Source organism: Arenibacter certesii DSM 19833 (assembly GCF_000429545.1).
GTDB lineage: Bacteria > Bacteroidota > Bacteroidia > Flavobacteriales > Flavobacteriaceae > Arenibacter > Arenibacter certesii.
This window is the reverse complement of the sequence record NZ_AUCB01000020.1, coordinates 42,946-62,429: the sequence shown is the minus strand read 5'-3', so window position 1 is coordinate 62,429 and position 19,484 is coordinate 42,946. Positions and strand designations below refer to the sequence as shown.

Below are 19,484 nucleotides of genomic sequence, written 5' to 3'. Positions count from 1 at the left end.
AGATTCCCATTATATGGGCATCTTGACGATTGTTGGCAGTACAACTGCGAACTATAAACCATATAGAATGAAGCATATAGTCTTGGTGTTTTTTACGGGATTTCTAATAATTGCTTTGTCTAATAAGGCGCAGGCTATAGTGCCCCCATTAAACATAAATGATTCCATAGTTTACGTCTGGGATTTTAGCGTTTCCGACGTGGCCTTAAAGCCTATCGCAACGATGTTGACCAACGATTTTGAAACTGAACTCATCAATTCAGGACTTTATACGGTGTTAGAACGAAGGCGTTTTAATAGGGTGCTGGCCCATCAAAACTTAGGAAAGGAAATTTCGGATGTCAAAAAAATACCTATTGCTTCAAAAGATAGTCTGGAAGCCAATAGGGCAGGAGTGGTCATTTTTGGGGAGGTTAAAGATGATATTGATAGCGGTGTCTACGAGGTTACGGTAACGTTCCAAAGTTTAAACGAAGTGATATTGAGAAAAGGGAGTATCCTGATAGGCAGGGGGCTAATACGGGATAACCAGACCCGAAAAAAATTCATGAAAGATTTAGTGGATCTTGTTCACGCAAAAGAACTTTTGGCTGCAAAAAAAAGACAATACGATTTAATTTCAGGGGTGTTGGCAACCTATATGGTTCGCGTGAAGGATGTTCAAAATAGATTTCAGGATATTTCCAGATTCGCCTTCGACGATAAAAATTACTTTGAAGAACTGGGGAAGACCATATTTGCCTATAATGATGTGTTTGATACCCTTACGGCCAATAGGGCCAAATATCACTTAGGTTTTATAAAATATTGGGAAGAGCCAAGGGGCCAAGAGCTAGAAGCTATTTTCAAAGGAATTCTAGATGATATACACGTAACCTACATTCTTAAATTGGACAAGGTTAGATTGGCGATTTGGGAGTATGGCGAAAGCACTGGGGGTAAGAAAGAAAAGCAAAAAATAAGGAACGATATCCTTAAGAGTGTTAAAACAACTACCGATGACCTTGAGAGGCAAATTGATATTATGCACGGAAAAATAAATCCGTTTCTGTCCCATCTTAGGGTAGAAATAAGTGAATAATTTAGAAGATAATATGTATTAATAATTTAAATCCAACAGATATGAAAACTCTTAGTTTATTTAAAATTATGGTTATAGCTATCATTATATTCGCATGTGTAGGCTGTAGCTCAAGCGATGGTGGTGGAACTGTATTTATTCCCGGATTTAATGCTACATGGCCTGTAGAGGGAACTAATGATGAATACCGAATGGATCTTCAGCCCAATGATGCCAATAAAAATGTGCCGTCAGGTGTGTTTAATGGGAGAGAGGAGCATGATAACAATTCGGCATTGGATGGTAACCCCTTAAGCGGAAGCTTTAATGGTCTTGATATTGAATTTACCATTACCAGAGCAAACAATGTAAAAGTCAAATATAAAGGTAAAATGACACCCATTAGTGAGACCAACCATTTCATTAATCGTATCAATTTAACTTCGTCCGAAGGGTCTATTGTTTTGGTACGATAAAACGTTAGCATTTTATATGGAAGACAAAAGTTAAGGTCCTTAAACGATATATGTTCAAAAGTGTTACTTCAAATAAACAAGAAAAAGCTGGATGTTTACCATTCTTTCATTTTGAGAAAAGTGAAATTTTATTGGGAGCGTTGTTGGTTTACCTCTACATAGAATAGTTGATGTAACACAGAAAACTGATTTCCAACCCTTGTAAGATATTATACCGTAAAAATGAAAGTAGATAAATCAATATATGAGTTCATTTATACAAAAAAAATAACCATACACACAATTGAATACTACAGAACAATAAATGTTGATTAACTTCAGATAAACGCCCCAGAAAAATGAAGGTAACGGAAATAAACGATTGTCTTAATCCCAATATCATTTGTGAAAAGGTATTGCTAACAAGGATTGCAAAAATTGTAGCGGTTTGTGAGCGTTCTAAAAATTTGATGGTGGGTATTTATCTTATTGAAAAAGCTCAATTTCTTTATTGTAACCAGGGATGTAAAAATATTCTAGCGAATAATCTTCCCAAATTATGGAGTGAAGGTTGGAGCTTTTGGTTTTCAAAGATCGATTTAGATGAAGTAATGTATGTGATGGAGCTTCTTAACAACTTTTTTGTTGCTAACAATAGCCAATCTCCCCTTATACTAAAATATCATATTGCCACTTTGGAGGGAAAACGAATTTGTGTAAAGCATGAAATTTATTTACATCAAATGGAATTTCAGAGAATAGCTGTTAATTATATATACGATGTTTCGGTTAAGGAACAGGTCGAAGAATGTTTTCAAGTTCCACAAAGCCTAAACGACATTTCTTTTCCCAACAATAATTGCCTTCAAATTTCAGGAAGGGAACAAGAGGTACTAGAGCATATAGCTAATGGCTTTTCCTCCAAAGAAATTGCGGATATGCTCTTTATAAGTAATCATACCGTGGTATCACATCGTAAAAATCTAATCGAAAAGTTTCAGGTAAAAAATACAGCACACTTAATTAAAAAAGCTGCCGCATTTATCTGACCATAGGAGCAACCCCCTGGTCCTATTATAAAAAATACTAATATCCCTGAAAATGGGGATTGTTTTATAAGCTTATCTTAAAATATTACATAGTAAAATAAGGGGTTCATTGCGTAATCGTCCCTTTTTTTGCATAGGATAAGTCAATTTCTCCCTTCCAGAGAGATGGGACCTAGAGTATTGATTATTATTTGTAGTATTATTACATCTTCAGAAAAAACAAAAAGAAGATTTATAAAAAATTTTCCTTTGCCCTTGATTCTAACTTGCCCCCTATTCCCCACAGGTTTTTAATAGAATATAATGTACCCATATATGAAACATTTGACCCTTAAGTTTCTAACTAGGTCTATCAACGACTAACTAAAGATCACGAACTATCTTGAAGAAGATAAGGTAAATAATCTCATCAATAAAGAAACAATTGCCCGCTCCGCATTTTTCTGGGGTTTTACGCCATGCAAGGGGAATATTCCAGAAATAGGGATGTTGTGGCTTCAGGAATGGTAGAAGTATTGGAGCGGTTAGAAATTATTGACATCCTTGTTAATTTACTTCCTTCAGATGGAACAAGTGCCGGAGCTTCTGTAATTCGCGGTGCATTAGCAGTTTCGCCTGGACTTGTAGGGCAGGGCTACATCCCGACTTTCCAGATTTTTCACAAGATTGTTAAGGGATGGTACCACTGAAGTTGGAACTATTGGGATAGAAGGAGTAGAATTTGGAGCAGTAAATGTAATTCTGGAAGAGAGGGAACTGGTTATCACGAGAGGAGTAATTGTGAACTCTGAACGTAGCTGGTTGGTGCATGCAGCCTATGAACAATGGGCAATAGCCGCCGCAAGGTAGGCGGGAGCAAAAACAGTTTCCGTTAGAATGCCTACCGTTGTAAATCTGGTTTAGAGGAATTATTTGAAATTATAAGGCTAGGTGATGACACTCATTGAAACTAATTCAGGATTTTTCAATGTGTTGTTAAAGGTATTTATATTGTGATAGGGCATTAAATATCCGGGATCTCCCTTTAAAATTTAAATGTTATCACCAATTATTGCTAATACTGCATGCCAATTATGGAGAACAAATATCAAGTTCATAGTGAACGTCATGAGTCATTAAAAAATCATCACCTAATACTCTTTTCCCAAAATCAAATTATATAACGTCCCCCCTTAAAACAAAGACCAAATGAAAACACTAAAATATCGTTCCCGCGGCCCTGAAGTATTTCTCCTCGAGGAAGTTTTAAACATCTTGGGGTATGAGGTTTATGTCTCCCAGTTTTTTGGTAGGGATACCCATCTAGCTATTTTGGAATTCCAGAAGGAAAACGAACTGGTTGTTGATGGTATGGTTGGGTTAAAAACCTGGGCCAAATTGGTAGAAAAGAAAAACCTGTTCACCAACTTTAACTCCAAGTTATTGTCAGAACAAGATCTTCAAGATTTTGCAGATCATTACGGTCTAGAACTCCCTGCGGTCAAGGCCGTGAACTCGGTAGAGAGCAGAGGAAAGGGTTTTTTGGTAGACGGAAGAGCAGTCATTTTATTTGAGGGTCACGTGTTTTGGCGGGAGTTGAAAAAACGGGGTCTTAACGCCCAAGATTTCTATAATGATAAAACAAAAGAGGTGTTGTACGAAAAATGGACAAGAAAATATTACAAGGGTGGTTCTGGGGAATATTCCCGATTGCAAAAAGCTATTGAAATATCAGACCTTCCTGAGGTAGCCGATGCGGCATACAGCTCGGCTTCTTGGGGAGCCTTTCAAATTATGGGATACCATTATGAAAACTTGGGCTATGCCTCAATAAACGAATTTGTCTTAAAGATGCAAGAGCACGAACGAGAACAATTAGTCGCCTTTGGGAAATTTATATCCCTAAACCGTTTTAGGGGCAAAACGTTGACCAATTGGTTAAAAGAAAAGAATTGGGCCAATTTTGCCCATGGCTATAATGGGCCGGGGTACAAGCAGAATAAATATGATGCTAAATTAAGAGCAGCTTATGAACGATACCGTAACCAATAGCACAAAAAAACTTCTTTTGTCCAGTTGTGCAATTATTTAAAATAATGGTCTGCTAATCTAATTGTACACGGAATAGATACGAGAATAAATTAGATTTCCTGTGTTTGAGCCAGTCATAAACCAATCGCATTTGGCGAAAGTTATCCATAAAATAACGAACGAAGTATTTTTATATCCCAAGTGGTTCTAAAATATTCACCCCTGAGGCATAGACAACCGTTCAAATGAAACTGTTCATGATATTCTTGGATGAAATCTAAAACTACGGAAAATAGGGGTATTCCAAAAAAATCCAGGTAATGGATATTTTTAGGAAAACCTTCAAGGCTTAGCAAAGTAGTGTTTCAATCTAAAAACCCCTAAAAATGGGGATTGATTTTAACCGTTTATATTCTGATATTTATGGTGTTTATTGAAGGTTTTGTAGTTTTTCGCAACTAGGGCCAAATCCTCCCATTTGTTCATATTAACTTTTACCGGTTAATTAATATTCCCCCAATGCTTACCCACTGTTTCATTGGAACAGTAGAATTAACTTTAATATTTGGTCGCAGACCGATGGGGTCTGCTCCCATATTAATTCATTTAATACGGAACCTCTATGTCAATGCCAAAAATTATTTGTGGACCAATTCTACGGAGGGTAGAAAGGAGGAAAGTGTCTGTTTGGATGGCTTGTTCCAGGAACTATAGGCTAACCTTAAATGTGTATCAGGGGGATAATGTGAAAGTTAACGCAGATGCAACCGAAATTTCGACTACAGTGGCAGTTAAACTAGATACTACAACGGCCGCAGAAGCGGTAACCGTGCAATTTGGTAGAAATTTATGGATTACGGTGGTCACCGCAGAACTCCTATTGCCCTTACAAGTAGGCCAAACCTATAGCTATAATGTGCTCTTTAGAAGTTCCGATGACCCTTCGGACAAAGGGGACCTAAGGACAGATGGATTGTTGAAGGATAGTGAGCACGAAGGGCGGTCACAAAAGGCTTTGGGTTATAAACCGGATGAACTGCCCACCTTTGTATTGCCAGCCGATGATCCGGCAAACCTATTTATAGCACATGCTTCTTGTAGAAAAATGCACGGTCATGGGATGGATGCCCTTGCCCATCTAGACGATATCATTAAAAAAAGCGTGATTGGTGTGGATGTAGACCCTTTCAAAAGGCCCCAACAGCTATTCCTTACCGGAGACCAAATCTATGCAGATGATGTGCCGGGCATGCTGCTGTTTAATGCCGGGTTAAAGGACGGAGGTTCCTTGGTAGGACAGGAAACCGTGCAGATACGGATAAACAATTCTGCGTCTACAGAAAATGTGGAGGTAGACAGTGTTAGCTTTCCTCCATTTTTAAGACAGCATCTTCTGGCAGAGTACGCCGGTCTAACCTCTGGTGGAAGTTCTAGGTGTCATCTGATCTCTTTTGAAGAGTTTGCGGGTACGTATCTCAATTATTGGAGTGTTCGCTCTTGGAACCTTGATTTTTACAAAGAAATAAAGAAAATAGGTGATGAGATTAAGAAAACGGGTGGTAAGGTGAAAACAGTAATCGCCCAAGTAGCCGATAAATTTCTTCAAGACGACTCCCTTCCAGAAACCTCTGGCCTTATACCTATCATTAGAGATGTGGACAACCTACGAGGGAATGCCACACAGTTTGTATTTAACGACAAACTCAACGAAATATTTAATGAAAGTCCGCCTGCCGAAAAATTCAACAGTTGGAAAACCGGAATCAAAAATAGATTGATCGGAGAACTAAAGGAAATGGCAGAATTTGCTGATAGTCTACCCCAAGTGAGCAGGGTTATGGCCAATACCCCCACTTATATGGTTTTTGATGACCATGAAGTGACTGACGATTGGAACCTTTCCAAAAGATGGCAAAATCAAGTTTTTTCAAAACCTTTGGGAAGGGATGTAATTCGAAATGGCCTAATGGCATATGCAGTGTTCCAAGATTGGGGCAACGTACCGGACGAGTATGTGGCAATTGAACAGGCGGGGGAAAACGCCAACACGCTTAAACCAAGAACCAAACTGATCAGAAAAATATCCGATTATTGCTTTAGTATCGCCAATACCTCCGGACTGGATGCCTTAAGGGAAAATACTATATCACCAATTGAAAACTTATTGGGGATGGGCGCTGCCACGATTCCCGCGCAAGATCTGGTAAGATGGCATTATAATGTGGATACAGGCCCCACCAAAACCTATGTTTTGGACACGCGAACGCGAAGAAACTTTCCCTCTTTAAACAGTCCGCCCGGACTAGTATCCAAAGAGGCACTATTAGAACAGACACCGGAAACAGTTCCTTTTGGGAATGCGCCTTTTTCCTTTGTTATCTCGGCAGCCCCAGTTTTTGGGCTTCAAAGTTTTGAAGAATTAATACAACCGGCGGCCGCTTCGGTTGTGGGAATAACAACTACTACCGGGCCCAATCCTGGGGTATTGCAAGGGCAGATCGACTATGACTTTGAAGCATGGGGATTTAATTTTGAGGCTTTGGAAAATTTGATCCAAAGATTGGCAAAGCTCGAAAAGGTAATCCTCCTTTCCGGAGATGTCCATTATGGGTTTTCTTCCGTCCTAGATTATTGGGAAGGAAGTGGCACTACTCCCAAGGCAAGGATGATACAGCTTACCGCAAGTTCCCTGAAAAATGAGTCTTTTGGCTTTGAACACTTGTACAGATCGGCACTTGCCGAAAAGGTGCTGACCGGAATAGGGGATAAACTAGAGAAATTGGTTTGGATAAACAAGGTATTGTCCGTTACAGGTGATGTCAGTATTAGAAATAGAAATAGATTAAGACAGAACCCTGCCGTATTACCTACGGCAGGATGGCAAACCGGCGCAACCGTAAATCAGGCTCCCGATTACAGATATAGGATGTCCGTGCAGACAGACTTAACGGTACGTGAAGATGATCTGGTTACGGAAGATGTGGTTCTCAACAACCCCACTTCCTTAAAAGAAGGATATAAGAAAATTGTGCAGCGTAGCCAAGAGAATTTTATTTCAGGAGTACATCGGCGTATGGTTTGGCCGTCTAATGTAGGCCTGATAAAATTTGAGGCTGATGGTGCCAGTTGGAAGGTAAAACATGAATTTTTGTTCAGGAAGGGCGATAGGGATATCAACAAGAATATTGTGGGTACCCATATAAAACACACGATGCCATTAGTGGCGTCCGGAAGCGAGACCAATAGGCCACAAATTACGTAATCATGGCACAAGAAGAGCAAAATAGCGATTTTTTCAAGGTTTTATTAACAGGGATCAGTGATATTTTGAAGCCTGGGCTGGGAATATTACAGGATTCTGAGGCCCGTGCCGAATTATTTGGAACTCTTGGTTTAACTAGTACAGGGGGCCCCATTAACCTTCCGGCCACTACCAATTTAGATCAATACATACAATCGGAGTCAGAGGAAGTAGATACCTTCCAACTGGTTAGTGCTATCGCAGACCTTACCGCCTTATCGCTGGCAATTGAGGGAATTATAAGAGCAGGAGTCGCCGCCGGAGATAATCCTGAATTTGCTGCTGATGAAATTTATCAATCCTTTTTAAATGTGCTATTGATGGACTTTATAAGGCGTCAGTCGCCAGAGGTCTACGGAATGGTCAATTTGTTTCAGGTAGTGACCCAGCAGTCCGCGGCAGAAGGAGGGATGAATAATTTCTTTGAAGATGTTGTCGTAGACTTCTTTAAACGAATGGGCAAAGGTCTGGAAAGTGAAGAGAGCACCAAGGCGGTATCCGATACCGTTTTTGTGGGTTTTGTCATTGTTTTGTTCCTGGTTAAAAAATACATCCTTGAAAAACATGGGTCGGATACCCTTCAGATCAAGGCAGGTTATGGGTACGAAGGGGCAAGTACTTCTGTTACCCCTAATGCCGATAAGATCAGCAACCGGTTTGTAAACTATTCTGTTACCATAAATCCGACTGCCGATCCCGATAATGAAATTACCTTGTTCAATACCTTTGGATTTATTCCCCAACAACAAGGGGGAATCGCATTTATCACCGACCTGTCCGGGGAGGTAGATTTTACGCTGCCCGTAACAGAAGATATCTCATTTAAATTTGATGCTTCTGGAGAAGGAGTATTCAGAATAGGGACCAGTCCAGAAGCTTCGGCAGGTAAAAACAATAAGATCAAGGTAACCTATAAACACGACAGGAAGAAGGCCGATAAGTTTTCGTTGATGGATGCCCCTGTCATTAAACTGGGATTTGGGACCTATTCCATCGCTATGACCGTGACTCCCGACGATTTTGAAATCAAGGTGAATTTTGAAATGCCATTCGAATTCGGTCGCGGTGATAAAACCGGATTTCCATGGGACCTTTTACCGGAAAAGATAGATGAGAAGATCCCCATTGGGTTTGGGTATTCCCTTAAGCGCGACTTTTTCTTTGGGGACGGAAGTGCAGGCTCATCAACAAAGCCTGCTGAAACAACCGCCAGTAGTGGGGGAGCTGCCGCAGAAGAACCTTCCTTTGTTGCAGGAGTTGTGGCTAAAATACTCAATGCTATTAACCTTCGTATTCCTATTCACAAAAGTATAGGGGACATTGTAGGGTTCGAGACCCTGAATTTGAGGACCGGAGTGGAAGGGAATTTTGATAAGATGAAGTTGGAGACCTCCTTAGATTTTTGGGTGAAATTTGGTCCCGTTGTTACCATCAGTATCAGTCGGCTAGGGTTTAATCTAAATATGCTTAAACGGGACGATAATGGCGGCGTTTTAGGGTATGATATGGTCCCCTCAATTAAACCGCCCAATGGCGCAGGGATTAGGATCAATGCTGAAGTAATAAAAGGAGGTGGGTTCTTATATTTCGATGATGAAAAAGGGGAATATTTCGGTTCTCTGGAATTGGAGTTCAAAAATTTATTTACTTTAAAGGCCGTAGGGATTATCAATACTATAATGCCCGATGGTTCCAAGGGGTTCTCCATGCTGATCATCATTACCGCAGAGTTTTCACCGGTACAGCTCGGTTTTGGTTTTACATTGATTGCTGTAGGAGGACTATTGGGAATAGACCGTACCATGGAAGTAGAAGTACTTCGAGCGGGGATCCGTACCAATGCCATAAAAAGTGTGCTCTTCCCTGAAGATGTGGTTGGGAATATAACACGGATCATTAACGATATAAGGCAAATCTTTCCCATTAAGGAGGATCAATTCTTAGTGGGACTTATGGGGAAATTTGGATGGGGTTCACCCACTTTGCTTCATATAGAGTTGGGGTTTATTATAGAGTTCCCAAATCCAAGAGTGGTGATCTTAGGGGTCATCAAATTGGCATTACCTACAGAGGATGCAGCACTACTAAAGTTGCAGGTGAACTTTTTGGGAGTAATAGATTTCCAGAATAAATTTATTTATTTCGAGGCCCATCTTTTTGAATCCATGTTGGTAGGGTTCCCATTAACCGGTAGTCTGGCCTTTGCGGTAGCTTGGAGCGGACAAAACATATTTGCCATCAGCGTGGGAGGTTTCCACCCAGATTTTAGGGATTATCCCACCGTACCTACCCTGCCCGGAGCTTTTAGGAAAATGGCAAGGATTGGACTTTCCTTATTGGAGGGCGGCAATCCAAAATTGACTATTGAATGTTATTTTGCCGTTACTTCCAATTCGGTCCAATTTGGCGCAAAATTGGAGCTGTTGGCTAAAGGACCGTTTAGTTTCAACCTTTACGGAATGTTGGCTTTTGATGCCCTGTTTATTTTTGATCCGTTCAGTTTTATAATTAGTCTAGAGGCCACACTGGCCATAAGAAAAGGAACAAGCGTGCTCTTTGGTATCCACTTCAAGGGAAGACTGTCCGGGCCAACACCTTGGCATGTGGAAGGGGAAGTTTCGTTTTCCGTTCTGTTTTTTGATGTTACCATCGGTTTCAGCGCTACCTGGGGCGATCCAACACCATCGGTTGTTTCCGCAACGGAGGATCTGCTCTCCATTGTAACGCGGGAATTGGAAGCCCTTCCCAATTGGCAAGCCTTATATAGCGAGAACCAACATCAGTACGTAACGCTTAAAAGTTTGGAAGATGGGGTAGATGCGTCCCTTATTCTACATCCTTTCGGGGAACTGAAGTTTTCTCAACGGAGCATCCCATTAAATTATAACATTGAAAAATACGGCACCAAAAAACCCAAGGACGAAAAACGCTTTCAGATTTCGGAGGTGAAAGTTGGTGAGGATGTAAATCAAATAGACCTACAAAAAGAGTTTTTTGCACCAGGCCATTTCACACAGCTTACGGAAAAGGAAAAGCTGAACAGAAAATCGTACGAAGAATTGGATAGTGGTTTTAAACTTAAGGACAGTAACAAATTGTTGACCGCAGACCCGGTTTTGGATCCTACCGTTATGGATTATGAACTGAATTATACGGAAGATGACGAGGTAAAGGTTAATCTTAGACTTCCTAAAACTGGTTTTAACCATATGTCCCGATTGGCAGCCGTGTCCAAATCCGAAATAGCTTGGAACCGATCTGCCTTAAATGCTATAAACAAACCTAAGGAAGTTATTTTGAACGATAATGGCTATGCCATTGCCAAAACCTCCGATATGAAAGAGTTTGAGGGACAATTTAGGGCGTCTACCCTCGCAGAGATCAATAAAGCTTATGAAGCCTTGATCAGCGAAGACCCTGAATTGGTGTCCAAGCTTCAAATTGTGGAAAGTTTTGAACTGGCGAACTAAGAAATGTACATAGGCATCTTTAACTTAAATTAAAAAATATGGAATTCGGCAAATATCAATTTCTTTCGTGGTCCCGCAGGGGTATCGCCAGAAGTATCATCGAAAAAGATACGCTGGGGAAGTCCGCAGGTACTGCTGTGGAACGGGCGAAAATTCCTATCTCTGTAAAAATAAATTCAGCCACCAACCATACCCAAGAGTTTAACCTTATTGGTCCTGGAGATATTACCGGCATCCAACAGAAGATGATCGTTAGGACAGAGCCCTTGAACGGAATACCAGATTTTGAGCCTAATCTGCTACCCTATATCGAATTTTATGATGAGGATTTTCCATGGCGATATACTCCAGCATCGGCCACAGGAACCAAAAATGAACACCTTAGACCTTGGATGGCGCTCCTTGTTCTCAAAGAAAATGAATTTTTGGATACCCAAAGAAGGGAACCCCTACCAAGTATAAAAATTGGGAGTGCAGATTATCTGCCACCGGCAGATGAACTACACCTCTGGGCACATATGCATTCCAATTTGCCCCATACTGAAAGTGATTTTACAGAATTTTTAGAAGGACTTGAAAAGGATGTAAAAATGGATCCCGATGGAATTTATAGTAGGTTGCTATGTCCTAGGAAACTAGATTCCACAGCACTGTATCACGCGTTTCTGGTGCCTTCTTATGAAACCGGGCGGCTTATTGGTCTGGGCAGGCCAACAACAGGCATAAAGACCCAGCAACATGCTTTTGCCTCGGATCTGGAATTCCCTATTTATCACCGATGGTACTTCCGTACCGGGAAGAATTTTGATTTTGAATATTTGGTAAAATTACTTAAGCCCAGAGTTATGGATGAACGGGTAGGGGTACGTCCAATGGATTGCTCCAAACCTGCATTTATACAGGCCGATAAGAAGGAGGAGGTAGCGGCCCCAGTACCACCTATCATGCTTTTGGAGGGTGCAATGAAGGCACCACAAGCAAAATCCACTGTTTTTCCGCCAGTTAATACGCCGCAACCGTTTTTTGATCAAATTCAAAAACTAATTAATCTCAATACCCTACAGGAAGAAAACACTACTGAAGATCCTTTTGTAACCGTGCCCTATTACGGTATGTACCACGCCATGCGCAAAGACAATAACAGTCCGGGAAAAAGGGCGGTGCCCGAGTTTAAGGCGCATTCTGAAAATTGGTATAATGATCTCAATAGAGACCCACGTACAAGGGTTCCAGCAGGTTTCGGTATGCGGGTAGTACAGCAGAATCAAGAGAAGTTTATGGATATTGCTTGGAAGCAGTTAACAGAGGTCTTGGAAGCAAATAAGAGAATGAAGCTGGCGCAGTTTATGGTGCAGCTGATGGGGAAAATGTACGAGAAAAATATTGTGGTGCAATCAGCCGAAAACCTCATTGGTTTTACCAGGCCCCTAGCGACTCGTATTTTGGACGGTGCCACCACCGTGAAATTTTCCATTCAGGATAGCATTCTTCCAGAAGCTATATTTCAACCCGCCTTTAAGCGATTGACCAGAAATAAGACTTCCTTGGTCCGGGGGCTGGAAATTGACAATGCCGTTAAGCACTTTGATACTACTATTAAGGCAATGAACAAGATAAACGGGATTAGTGTAGATGTGAAGGGGGATTTTAAGTCTCACCATCAGTTACAGGACCTAAAAGAATTCACTGCACCAGCTGCGGTAATGGATATTAAGGTTTGGAGTGTTCAATCCAATCTGGATGAAGATTTTATTTATAATCGTGAAAAATTTGACGGAGGATTGCCAAAGGCAGATAAATGGAATAAGAAATTCGATTTAAATTTGAATATAGGAAGGCCAGTTTCGCCCAATATAAATATTAGTAGACCCGTTTCCCCAAGGGCAGGTACTCCTACCGCTACAACAGGCCCTACAATTTTCACGCCCCATCGAAGGCCCACAATTTCATCTGGTGCTTCCATACCATCAAGGATACTATTGACCGATACCGTTGTTGCCAAAAACCGATTGGAAAGAGCGACTCAGATAAAACATATAAAAACGGCCTATTCCGATGCCTCGTTCCGATATGAATATAGGGATAAGGAAATCGCGGAAACTACCTTAAAGGTTGCTGAAATAAAAACTAAGATAACCGAAACCATAAAGCCATCCAATGCCTATAAAAAGTTGATGGATGCCATGATAAAATGGCCTGCAGGGGTATTTAAGGAGCCCCAAGAGGAGTTTTTACCGGCAATGGCCTATCCCGATATTCCAGAACCATCGTACAAATACTTGTTGGATATAGATGAGGAGTTTTTGCTTCCAAACCTAAGGCTGATACCTCCAAATACGCTATCCCTATTAAGAACCAATCAGAAGTTTATAGAAGCGTATTTAATGGGGCTCAATTTTGAAATGGGGAAAGAACTGCTATGGCGCGAGTACCCTACCGATATGCGTGGCAGTTATTTTAGACAGTTCTGGGATGTATCGGGATTTGTTACTCCTGATACTACCCCCAAAGATGCAGAATCTTTAAAGGATATAGAACCTATTCACCTATGGCCCAATACAAGTAACCTTGGGACCCATAACAAACGGGATGCAGAGGGAGATCCAGAACAGCTGGTCTTTGTGATTAAGGGAGATTTGTTAAAGAAATTTCCCAATACCGTGATCTATGCCCAAAAGGCGGTAAAAGATGGGGACAAGACAAAAATTATTGAGGATATGACCGATGAGAGTGTATACAAAAAACACGTACGGTTCCCACTATACCAAGCCGAGATACGACCAGATATTAAGCTTTTAGGTTTTGATCTTACCATTGAAGAGGCGTCTGGAGAAGTTGAGACGCCCGGATTTGATGGTGAATTGGGCTGGTATTTTATCATTGCCGAAGTTCCAGGGGAGCCTCATTTTGGAATGGATATTTCCTATAACCCCAATCAGCCCTCCGATCCTCCCAAACCAGATAACTTTACTTGGAACGATCTATCTTGGGAAAATTTTGATGAGGACCTACAGTTTGTGAAATCTGATAAATCACCAAAGAATGCCAATAAATTAGGAGGCAAATTCACCCCTCCCAACGATCCGAAAACAGGGGTTTGGGGCAAAAGCTCTGCTGATATGGCCAGTATATTATTCCAACGTCCCGTTATGGTTGCAATACATTCCAAAGAAATGTTAAACAAAGAGGTCCCTGCCAGAATCATAGGCCTAAAGGAAATGATCACTTTAAAAGCGTACGCAAAAATAACCCCACAATAAATTAAGCAAGAAGTCATGGCAACATTTAAGGAAGACCAACAAGTAGTAGCACAGGCAAGAGAAGCCCTAAAAAAGGCTGAGGCTTCGTTTTATAGAACAAAATTGTCTGTTCACAAGGCGAAAAATCCTGATTTGTTGTCCGAAGTAAAGGTTGAATTGGAAGCAAGTAGTAGGGCTTATTTTGACGCAGAAAAAGTGTTGAGCGCTAGCTTGGCGAATTTATACCGGAATCACCAATTAAAGGAGGCGACCGCAGCGATGGATGCCAATATCCCTATACTTTTTCTTCCCTTACGATTGGAGACCCGTTTTATGAACGTGAACAATAGAAAAGAACTATGGGTGCGCATTTATCCCGATGATATTCATGTGCACTCCCATGAGCCCTACCTTACTGAAAATGAAGTAAATTACGGGAAGCAATACTGGGTAGACCTGCTTATAGCCAACCGTAAAGGCGGGGAGGATAAGGAAGCCATTAAGCAAAAGGCATGGCAGGTATTAAATGGAATGGCGGGTATACAAAGGGCACTCTGGATCGTGAAAAGGACGATGCCCATAAATTGGACAGTAGATCTAACCGTAGGCGAAACGCAATTAATGTTTCCAGACCTTTCGGAAACGAAGATACATGATTGGACCCGAGCCCCTAGAACACAGATACTACCGGACAAGTTTGCTGTGAGTATCATTAGAGACGGAAGAGTAGTGCAGATGACCTTAGGAAACCAAGTACCTGATACGGTTTTTTTAGGACCCGATCCTTTCTTGGCGGAAGAGGCTTTCAACAATGAGGAGAACACCATCACCTTGGATGAGAGTTTTGCTTGGATAACCAATTTTGACAAAGCGGTGCAACAAGGACTTGGTGTGAAAATACCCTTGGACAATACCCACTTTAACCGGTCGATTATAGACAGGGTAATGGTTATGGGATTAATGCCCTCTGCCACTCCCCAAGAGGGGAAGGATTTGTTGGAGCAGTTGATAGATAGCCATCATTATTCGCACAATGGCTTCAGTTTTATGCCACAGATGAGTGCAACTAACAATACTGAGGAAACAGCTTCTGCCTATGAAAAGAATGAAGACTACCTACCGAAAAATTATTATGATGGGTCCGATATCGTGGATTTGGACAATTTGCCCAATGCGGAGGGTAATAATTTTGCAGAATATCTAGGAATCAAAAGTACTGTTCTTAAAGAAGTGAATCATGCAGGGATGGTAGAATCTTATGAAGCTTCGGCCATGAACAAGGCCATCTACTCATCTACAATAGGTAATTTTATTGAAGTATTGGCGGATCCAGTGGTGAACAAGGCCGCACACCCCAAGCTAAGGCAATTTTTTAATGATTTTGTAACGGCTCCGGGACCACTACCTTGCATAAGGGTTGGAAATCAACCCTACGGAACATTGTTGACCAGTGATCTAAATATATGGAAGGAAAGTGATCCATTTCATTCAGGGCTCACCAAAACCCTATCCGTGCTTCAGCAAAAATGGGATAATATTGCCAGCAACAAGGTGTCCCATGTTGGTAAACCAGGAGACCCAGGGGCATTGATGTTAAATATTTTGGGACTCAGCGCGGGATCGGTTTCATTTAAACAGCGTTTGGGCAATTTACCGGACATTTGGATGACCATGTCCATCCCAGGAGATCTAATGGGATCTATTGTCCATAAGCAATCGGAAATCACAAAAATGTTGGAGGAACTGGGTTTTGATAGGGGAGAAAATGCCTATCCCTATATCAGTAATCTATCCTTCTATGGATTTTTAAACAACATATCTACTAACCATCTTGTGGATAGGGAACTGCCTTCCCCAACACGATTTTTGGAAAAGAATAAAATCACCAAAAATAATTATATAGAATGGTTGGCTTCCGTTACAAAAGTCAATGAGCTTGAAAGTCGTATCCACGGGGTGATATTCCCTAGATCGATTTTATTTTTATTGTTGCGGAATGCCTTGCTTCAAGAACTGAAAAAAGGGGCTGAGAAATACTATACTGACGGAAACGTGCCCTACAGACGTGCAGCATTTGAAAAGAGCCTTTATAATTTTTCTGCCGAAACTCAAGACCTTACCGAATGGGAAATACTTTTGGGAGTACCAGAAAAGGTAGATAAAATAAACCTAAAAGTAAAAGAACCCATCGGGGACCATTTTTTAAATTTGAGGGACAATACCGAATCCTCAAGAAATTTGAAGGAAATGCGGGATGCAATGTCCGTACTGGCCAAGTTGCCCACTTCCAAACTGCACAATCTTTTATCCGATCATATAGACCTGTGTTCCTATAGACTGGATGCTTGGGAAATGGGACTTTTCTACAAAAGACTGTTGGAGATGCGAAAGAAAAATCCGGAAGGGATTTATTTAGGCGCCTACGGTTGGGTAGAAAATCTCCGGGAAAATGTAAAGTCGGAAGTTGTTGTTCCTGAGGCATTGAAACCCGCCGATGGCAAACCAGTACATAAATTAAGGAAGAATGCGGGCTTTATCCATACTCCTTCCCTAAACCATGCGACAGCGGCAGGATTACTCTTATCTGGTTATCAGAACCATGCAACAAAATTAGATCCAGGACCATTTGCCGTAAACCTCTCCTCAGAACGTGTGCGCAGGGCATTATATGTATTGGAAGGGGTGCAGAATAACCAGTCTATAGAAGCACTGTTGGGATACCAATTTGAAAGAGCTTTGCACGATATCACTACAAACAACGCAGCAAACAATCTAAATCAATATATATTGGCCATCAGGGATAAGTTTCCTATTAAAGCTAGGTCTATCCCCCAACAGGGAAATGAGGCCCAGGAGACCATTAGTCCGTATTCAGTGGTTAACGGATTAAAAATCATAGAAGCAACTTCTGATCAAATAAAGGCCCTTGTAGCAAATCCTGATGATTCCATTTTGGTTTTAAAAGAGAAAGACCGTTTAGAGGATACTTTGGACGCCCTTAACGATCTTATGGTATCGGAAGCGGCATTCCAAGCCACTCAAGGGAAAACAGATAGAACTGCAGCCATTTTAAATTCGTTGAAAAATGCCGATGTGCCCCCGGAATTGGAGGTTAACGTAACTCCAAGGTCTACCCATTTGAGCATCACGAACCGAGTAACCTTACATTTTGAACCTTCCTCAGTAGGACCTTTGGCTCCGGGATGGTCTACAGAACCTTCTCCACGTTCCGCGATGGAGGCCGGACTAAATCTTTGGACGGGAAAAGTGCTGGGAGATCCCTCAACAATAGTCTGTTCCGTATTTCACGTAGATTTGGATGGAAATGAATCAGTTGCGACATCGATTGGACTTGAGGAACTGAATTTACAGCCCATCGATTTAATGTATAGTGCTGGCGAGGATATCCTGTCCGGAGCTAAGGAATTGGAGTATGTCATAGCCAAAGTTTATGCTGAAAAAGTAAATGTTCCCAAAGAAAATAGGATCCATATTAAGTTTGAACCTGAAAATCTTACTGCCTCCAAACATAGTTTTGCAAGCATGTTACCGCTTATTCGAAGTCTTCGCCTATTGGTAACTTCATCTAGACCGGCCAATGGCAAAGATTTTTTACCCAGTTCTAAATCCAAAATAAGTGATCCTGAACTATTGTATGGCTATAACGGACCCGAGTTAAAGGTTAGGGTAAATACAGCCCTGACCAAACTTAAAGAGGAGTTAGGAAAGGTAACAGCTACCATACCCAATGACCAACAGCCAAAGAATAAGGAAAATCCGGCCAATTTTCAGCAGTTATATGAATTCCATTATGAAGGTGGTGGTAATAGGGAGTACCTAGAAAGCATATCCTATACCGATTCCGCCATTAAAAATCTGTTATCGTTTTTAGAAAGTGGAAGCAAATTTGGGGTTAAGGTCTCTTATCCTGATAACTTGGATTTAAGGGACAGTAAAAAGACCGTTGATCTAGTAGCGGTTGTTGGCTCTTACCTACAGACCATCAATAAGAAAATTTTATTAGCCGAGGAAAAACTGCTGGCTGCCTCCGGACAAGTTGCCAGTAAGGAGATTAGGCACCTTGTAGAAGCAGGCAAAGCGGTATTAGGGGATGATTTTGTAATAGTTCCCACTTTTACCTATGTAGATCAAACCGCTATTGCAGATACTCTAAAGGCAGATGAGCACAAGCAATTATTAAAATTTATCAATGACAAGGAAGATGCTACCACTGAATTGACGATGGAGACATGGATAGCTTCAGTGGCACCCGTAAGACCAAATATGCGCCGTTTGGAACAATTAAAAATGATTTCAGAAGCTCAAGGAGGCGCAGAAATATCCTTTGTGCCTGCACAGTTACCGTTTAAGGAAAAAGATACTTGGTTGGCAGTAGAATTCCCTGAATTGGACACCGAAACTGGAGATCCTTTTAATATAATGGATAATACAATCTGCCTATCTATACACGGGCAAACTGCTGGTATCGTATCTCAGGCACAATCTGCTTTGGTAGTAGATGATTGGACGGAATCTATTCCAAATACAGGAGAAATTACGGGGGTGGCCTTTAACTACGATCAACCAAACGCCACATCTCCAAATTCAATGTTGTTGGCAATTGAACCCACCGGTTCTAAGAATTGGGACTGGGACGTTCTTATGGGGATATTGGAGGACACCTTAAAGCGCTCAAAATCCAGAGCGGTTGAACCTGCACAATTACTGGAAGATGTAGCATTGGATACCTTATCCCCTATGACCGTCGCAAGTTATGATTTGCAGAGATCCAATATTTCCCTGGATTATCTTGTAACGAATGATGAATTTTTGAGAACGATGAAGACCAAAGACTTTGGTCTATACAAGGATTTTGAATAAAAACCATTACTAATTTTAA

10 protein-coding genes are annotated in these 19,484 nt (G+C 41.2%); all 10 read left to right on the top strand.

The genetic code is table 11. The features are described from left to right. Window positions 1-67: 67 nt before the first annotated feature. The 10 genes from G466_RS0111660 (at window position 68) to G466_RS0111615 (ending at window position 19,465) form a co-directional block, all read left to right on the top strand. Window positions 68-1,081: a hypothetical protein gene (locus tag G466_RS0111660; protein ID WP_157373862.1), complete on the top strand. Its 1,014-nt coding sequence runs from the start codon at window positions 68-70 to the stop codon at window positions 1,079-1,081. A gap of 41 nt (window positions 1,082-1,122) precedes the next feature. After that, window positions 1,123-1,536: a hypothetical protein gene (locus G466_RS0111655; RefSeq protein ID WP_026813826.1), complete on the top strand. Its 414-nt coding sequence runs from the start codon at window positions 1,123-1,125 to the stop codon at window positions 1,534-1,536. Window positions 1,537-1,874: 338 nt separating this feature from the next. Beyond that, complete coding sequence (locus G466_RS0111650; protein ID WP_051315627.1) at window positions 1,875-2,564, top strand: response regulator transcription factor; 690 nt, start codon at window positions 1,875-1,877, stop codon at window positions 2,562-2,564. 458 nt (window positions 2,565-3,022) lie between these two features. Beyond that, on the top strand, window positions 3,023-3,253 hold the full coding sequence (locus G466_RS0111645) for a hypothetical protein (RefSeq protein WP_026813824.1): 231 nt from the start codon (window positions 3,023-3,025) through the stop codon (window positions 3,251-3,253). Then, complete coding sequence (locus G466_RS0111640) at window positions 3,231-3,413, top strand: hypothetical protein (RefSeq protein ID WP_026813823.1); 183 nt, start codon at window positions 3,231-3,233, stop codon at window positions 3,411-3,413. Before G466_RS0111645 ends, G466_RS0111640 begins: the two co-directional genes overlap by 23 nt. Window positions 3,414-3,752: 339 nt before the next feature. Continuing rightward, window positions 3,753-4,595: an N-acetylmuramidase domain-containing protein gene (locus tag G466_RS0111635; RefSeq protein WP_026813822.1), complete on the top strand. Its 843-nt coding sequence runs from the start codon at window positions 3,753-3,755 to the stop codon at window positions 4,593-4,595. Between the two features lie 601 nt (window positions 4,596-5,196). Beyond that, a complete protein-coding gene (locus tag G466_RS0111630) occupies window positions 5,197-7,836 on the top strand; it encodes a metallophosphoesterase family protein (RefSeq protein WP_157373861.1) in 2,640 nt (879 codons plus the stop codon). 2 nt (window positions 7,837-7,838) lie between these two features. Next, entirely contained in the window at window positions 7,839-11,345 is a 3,507-nt protein-coding gene (locus G466_RS0111625; RefSeq protein ID WP_026813820.1) for a DUF6603 domain-containing protein, read from the top strand. Between the two features lie 38 nt (window positions 11,346-11,383). Continuing rightward, complete coding sequence (locus tag G466_RS23185) at window positions 11,384-14,605, top strand: hypothetical protein (protein WP_026813819.1); 3,222 nt, start codon at window positions 11,384-11,386, stop codon at window positions 14,603-14,605. Between the two features lie 15 nt (window positions 14,606-14,620). Next, window positions 14,621-19,465 carry a hypothetical protein gene (locus tag G466_RS0111615; protein WP_026813818.1) on the top strand — a complete coding sequence of 1,615 codons (4,845 nt, stop codon included), beginning with the start codon at window positions 14,621-14,623 and terminating at the stop codon, window positions 19,463-19,465. The last annotated feature ends 19 nt before the right edge of the window (window positions 19,466-19,484 follow it).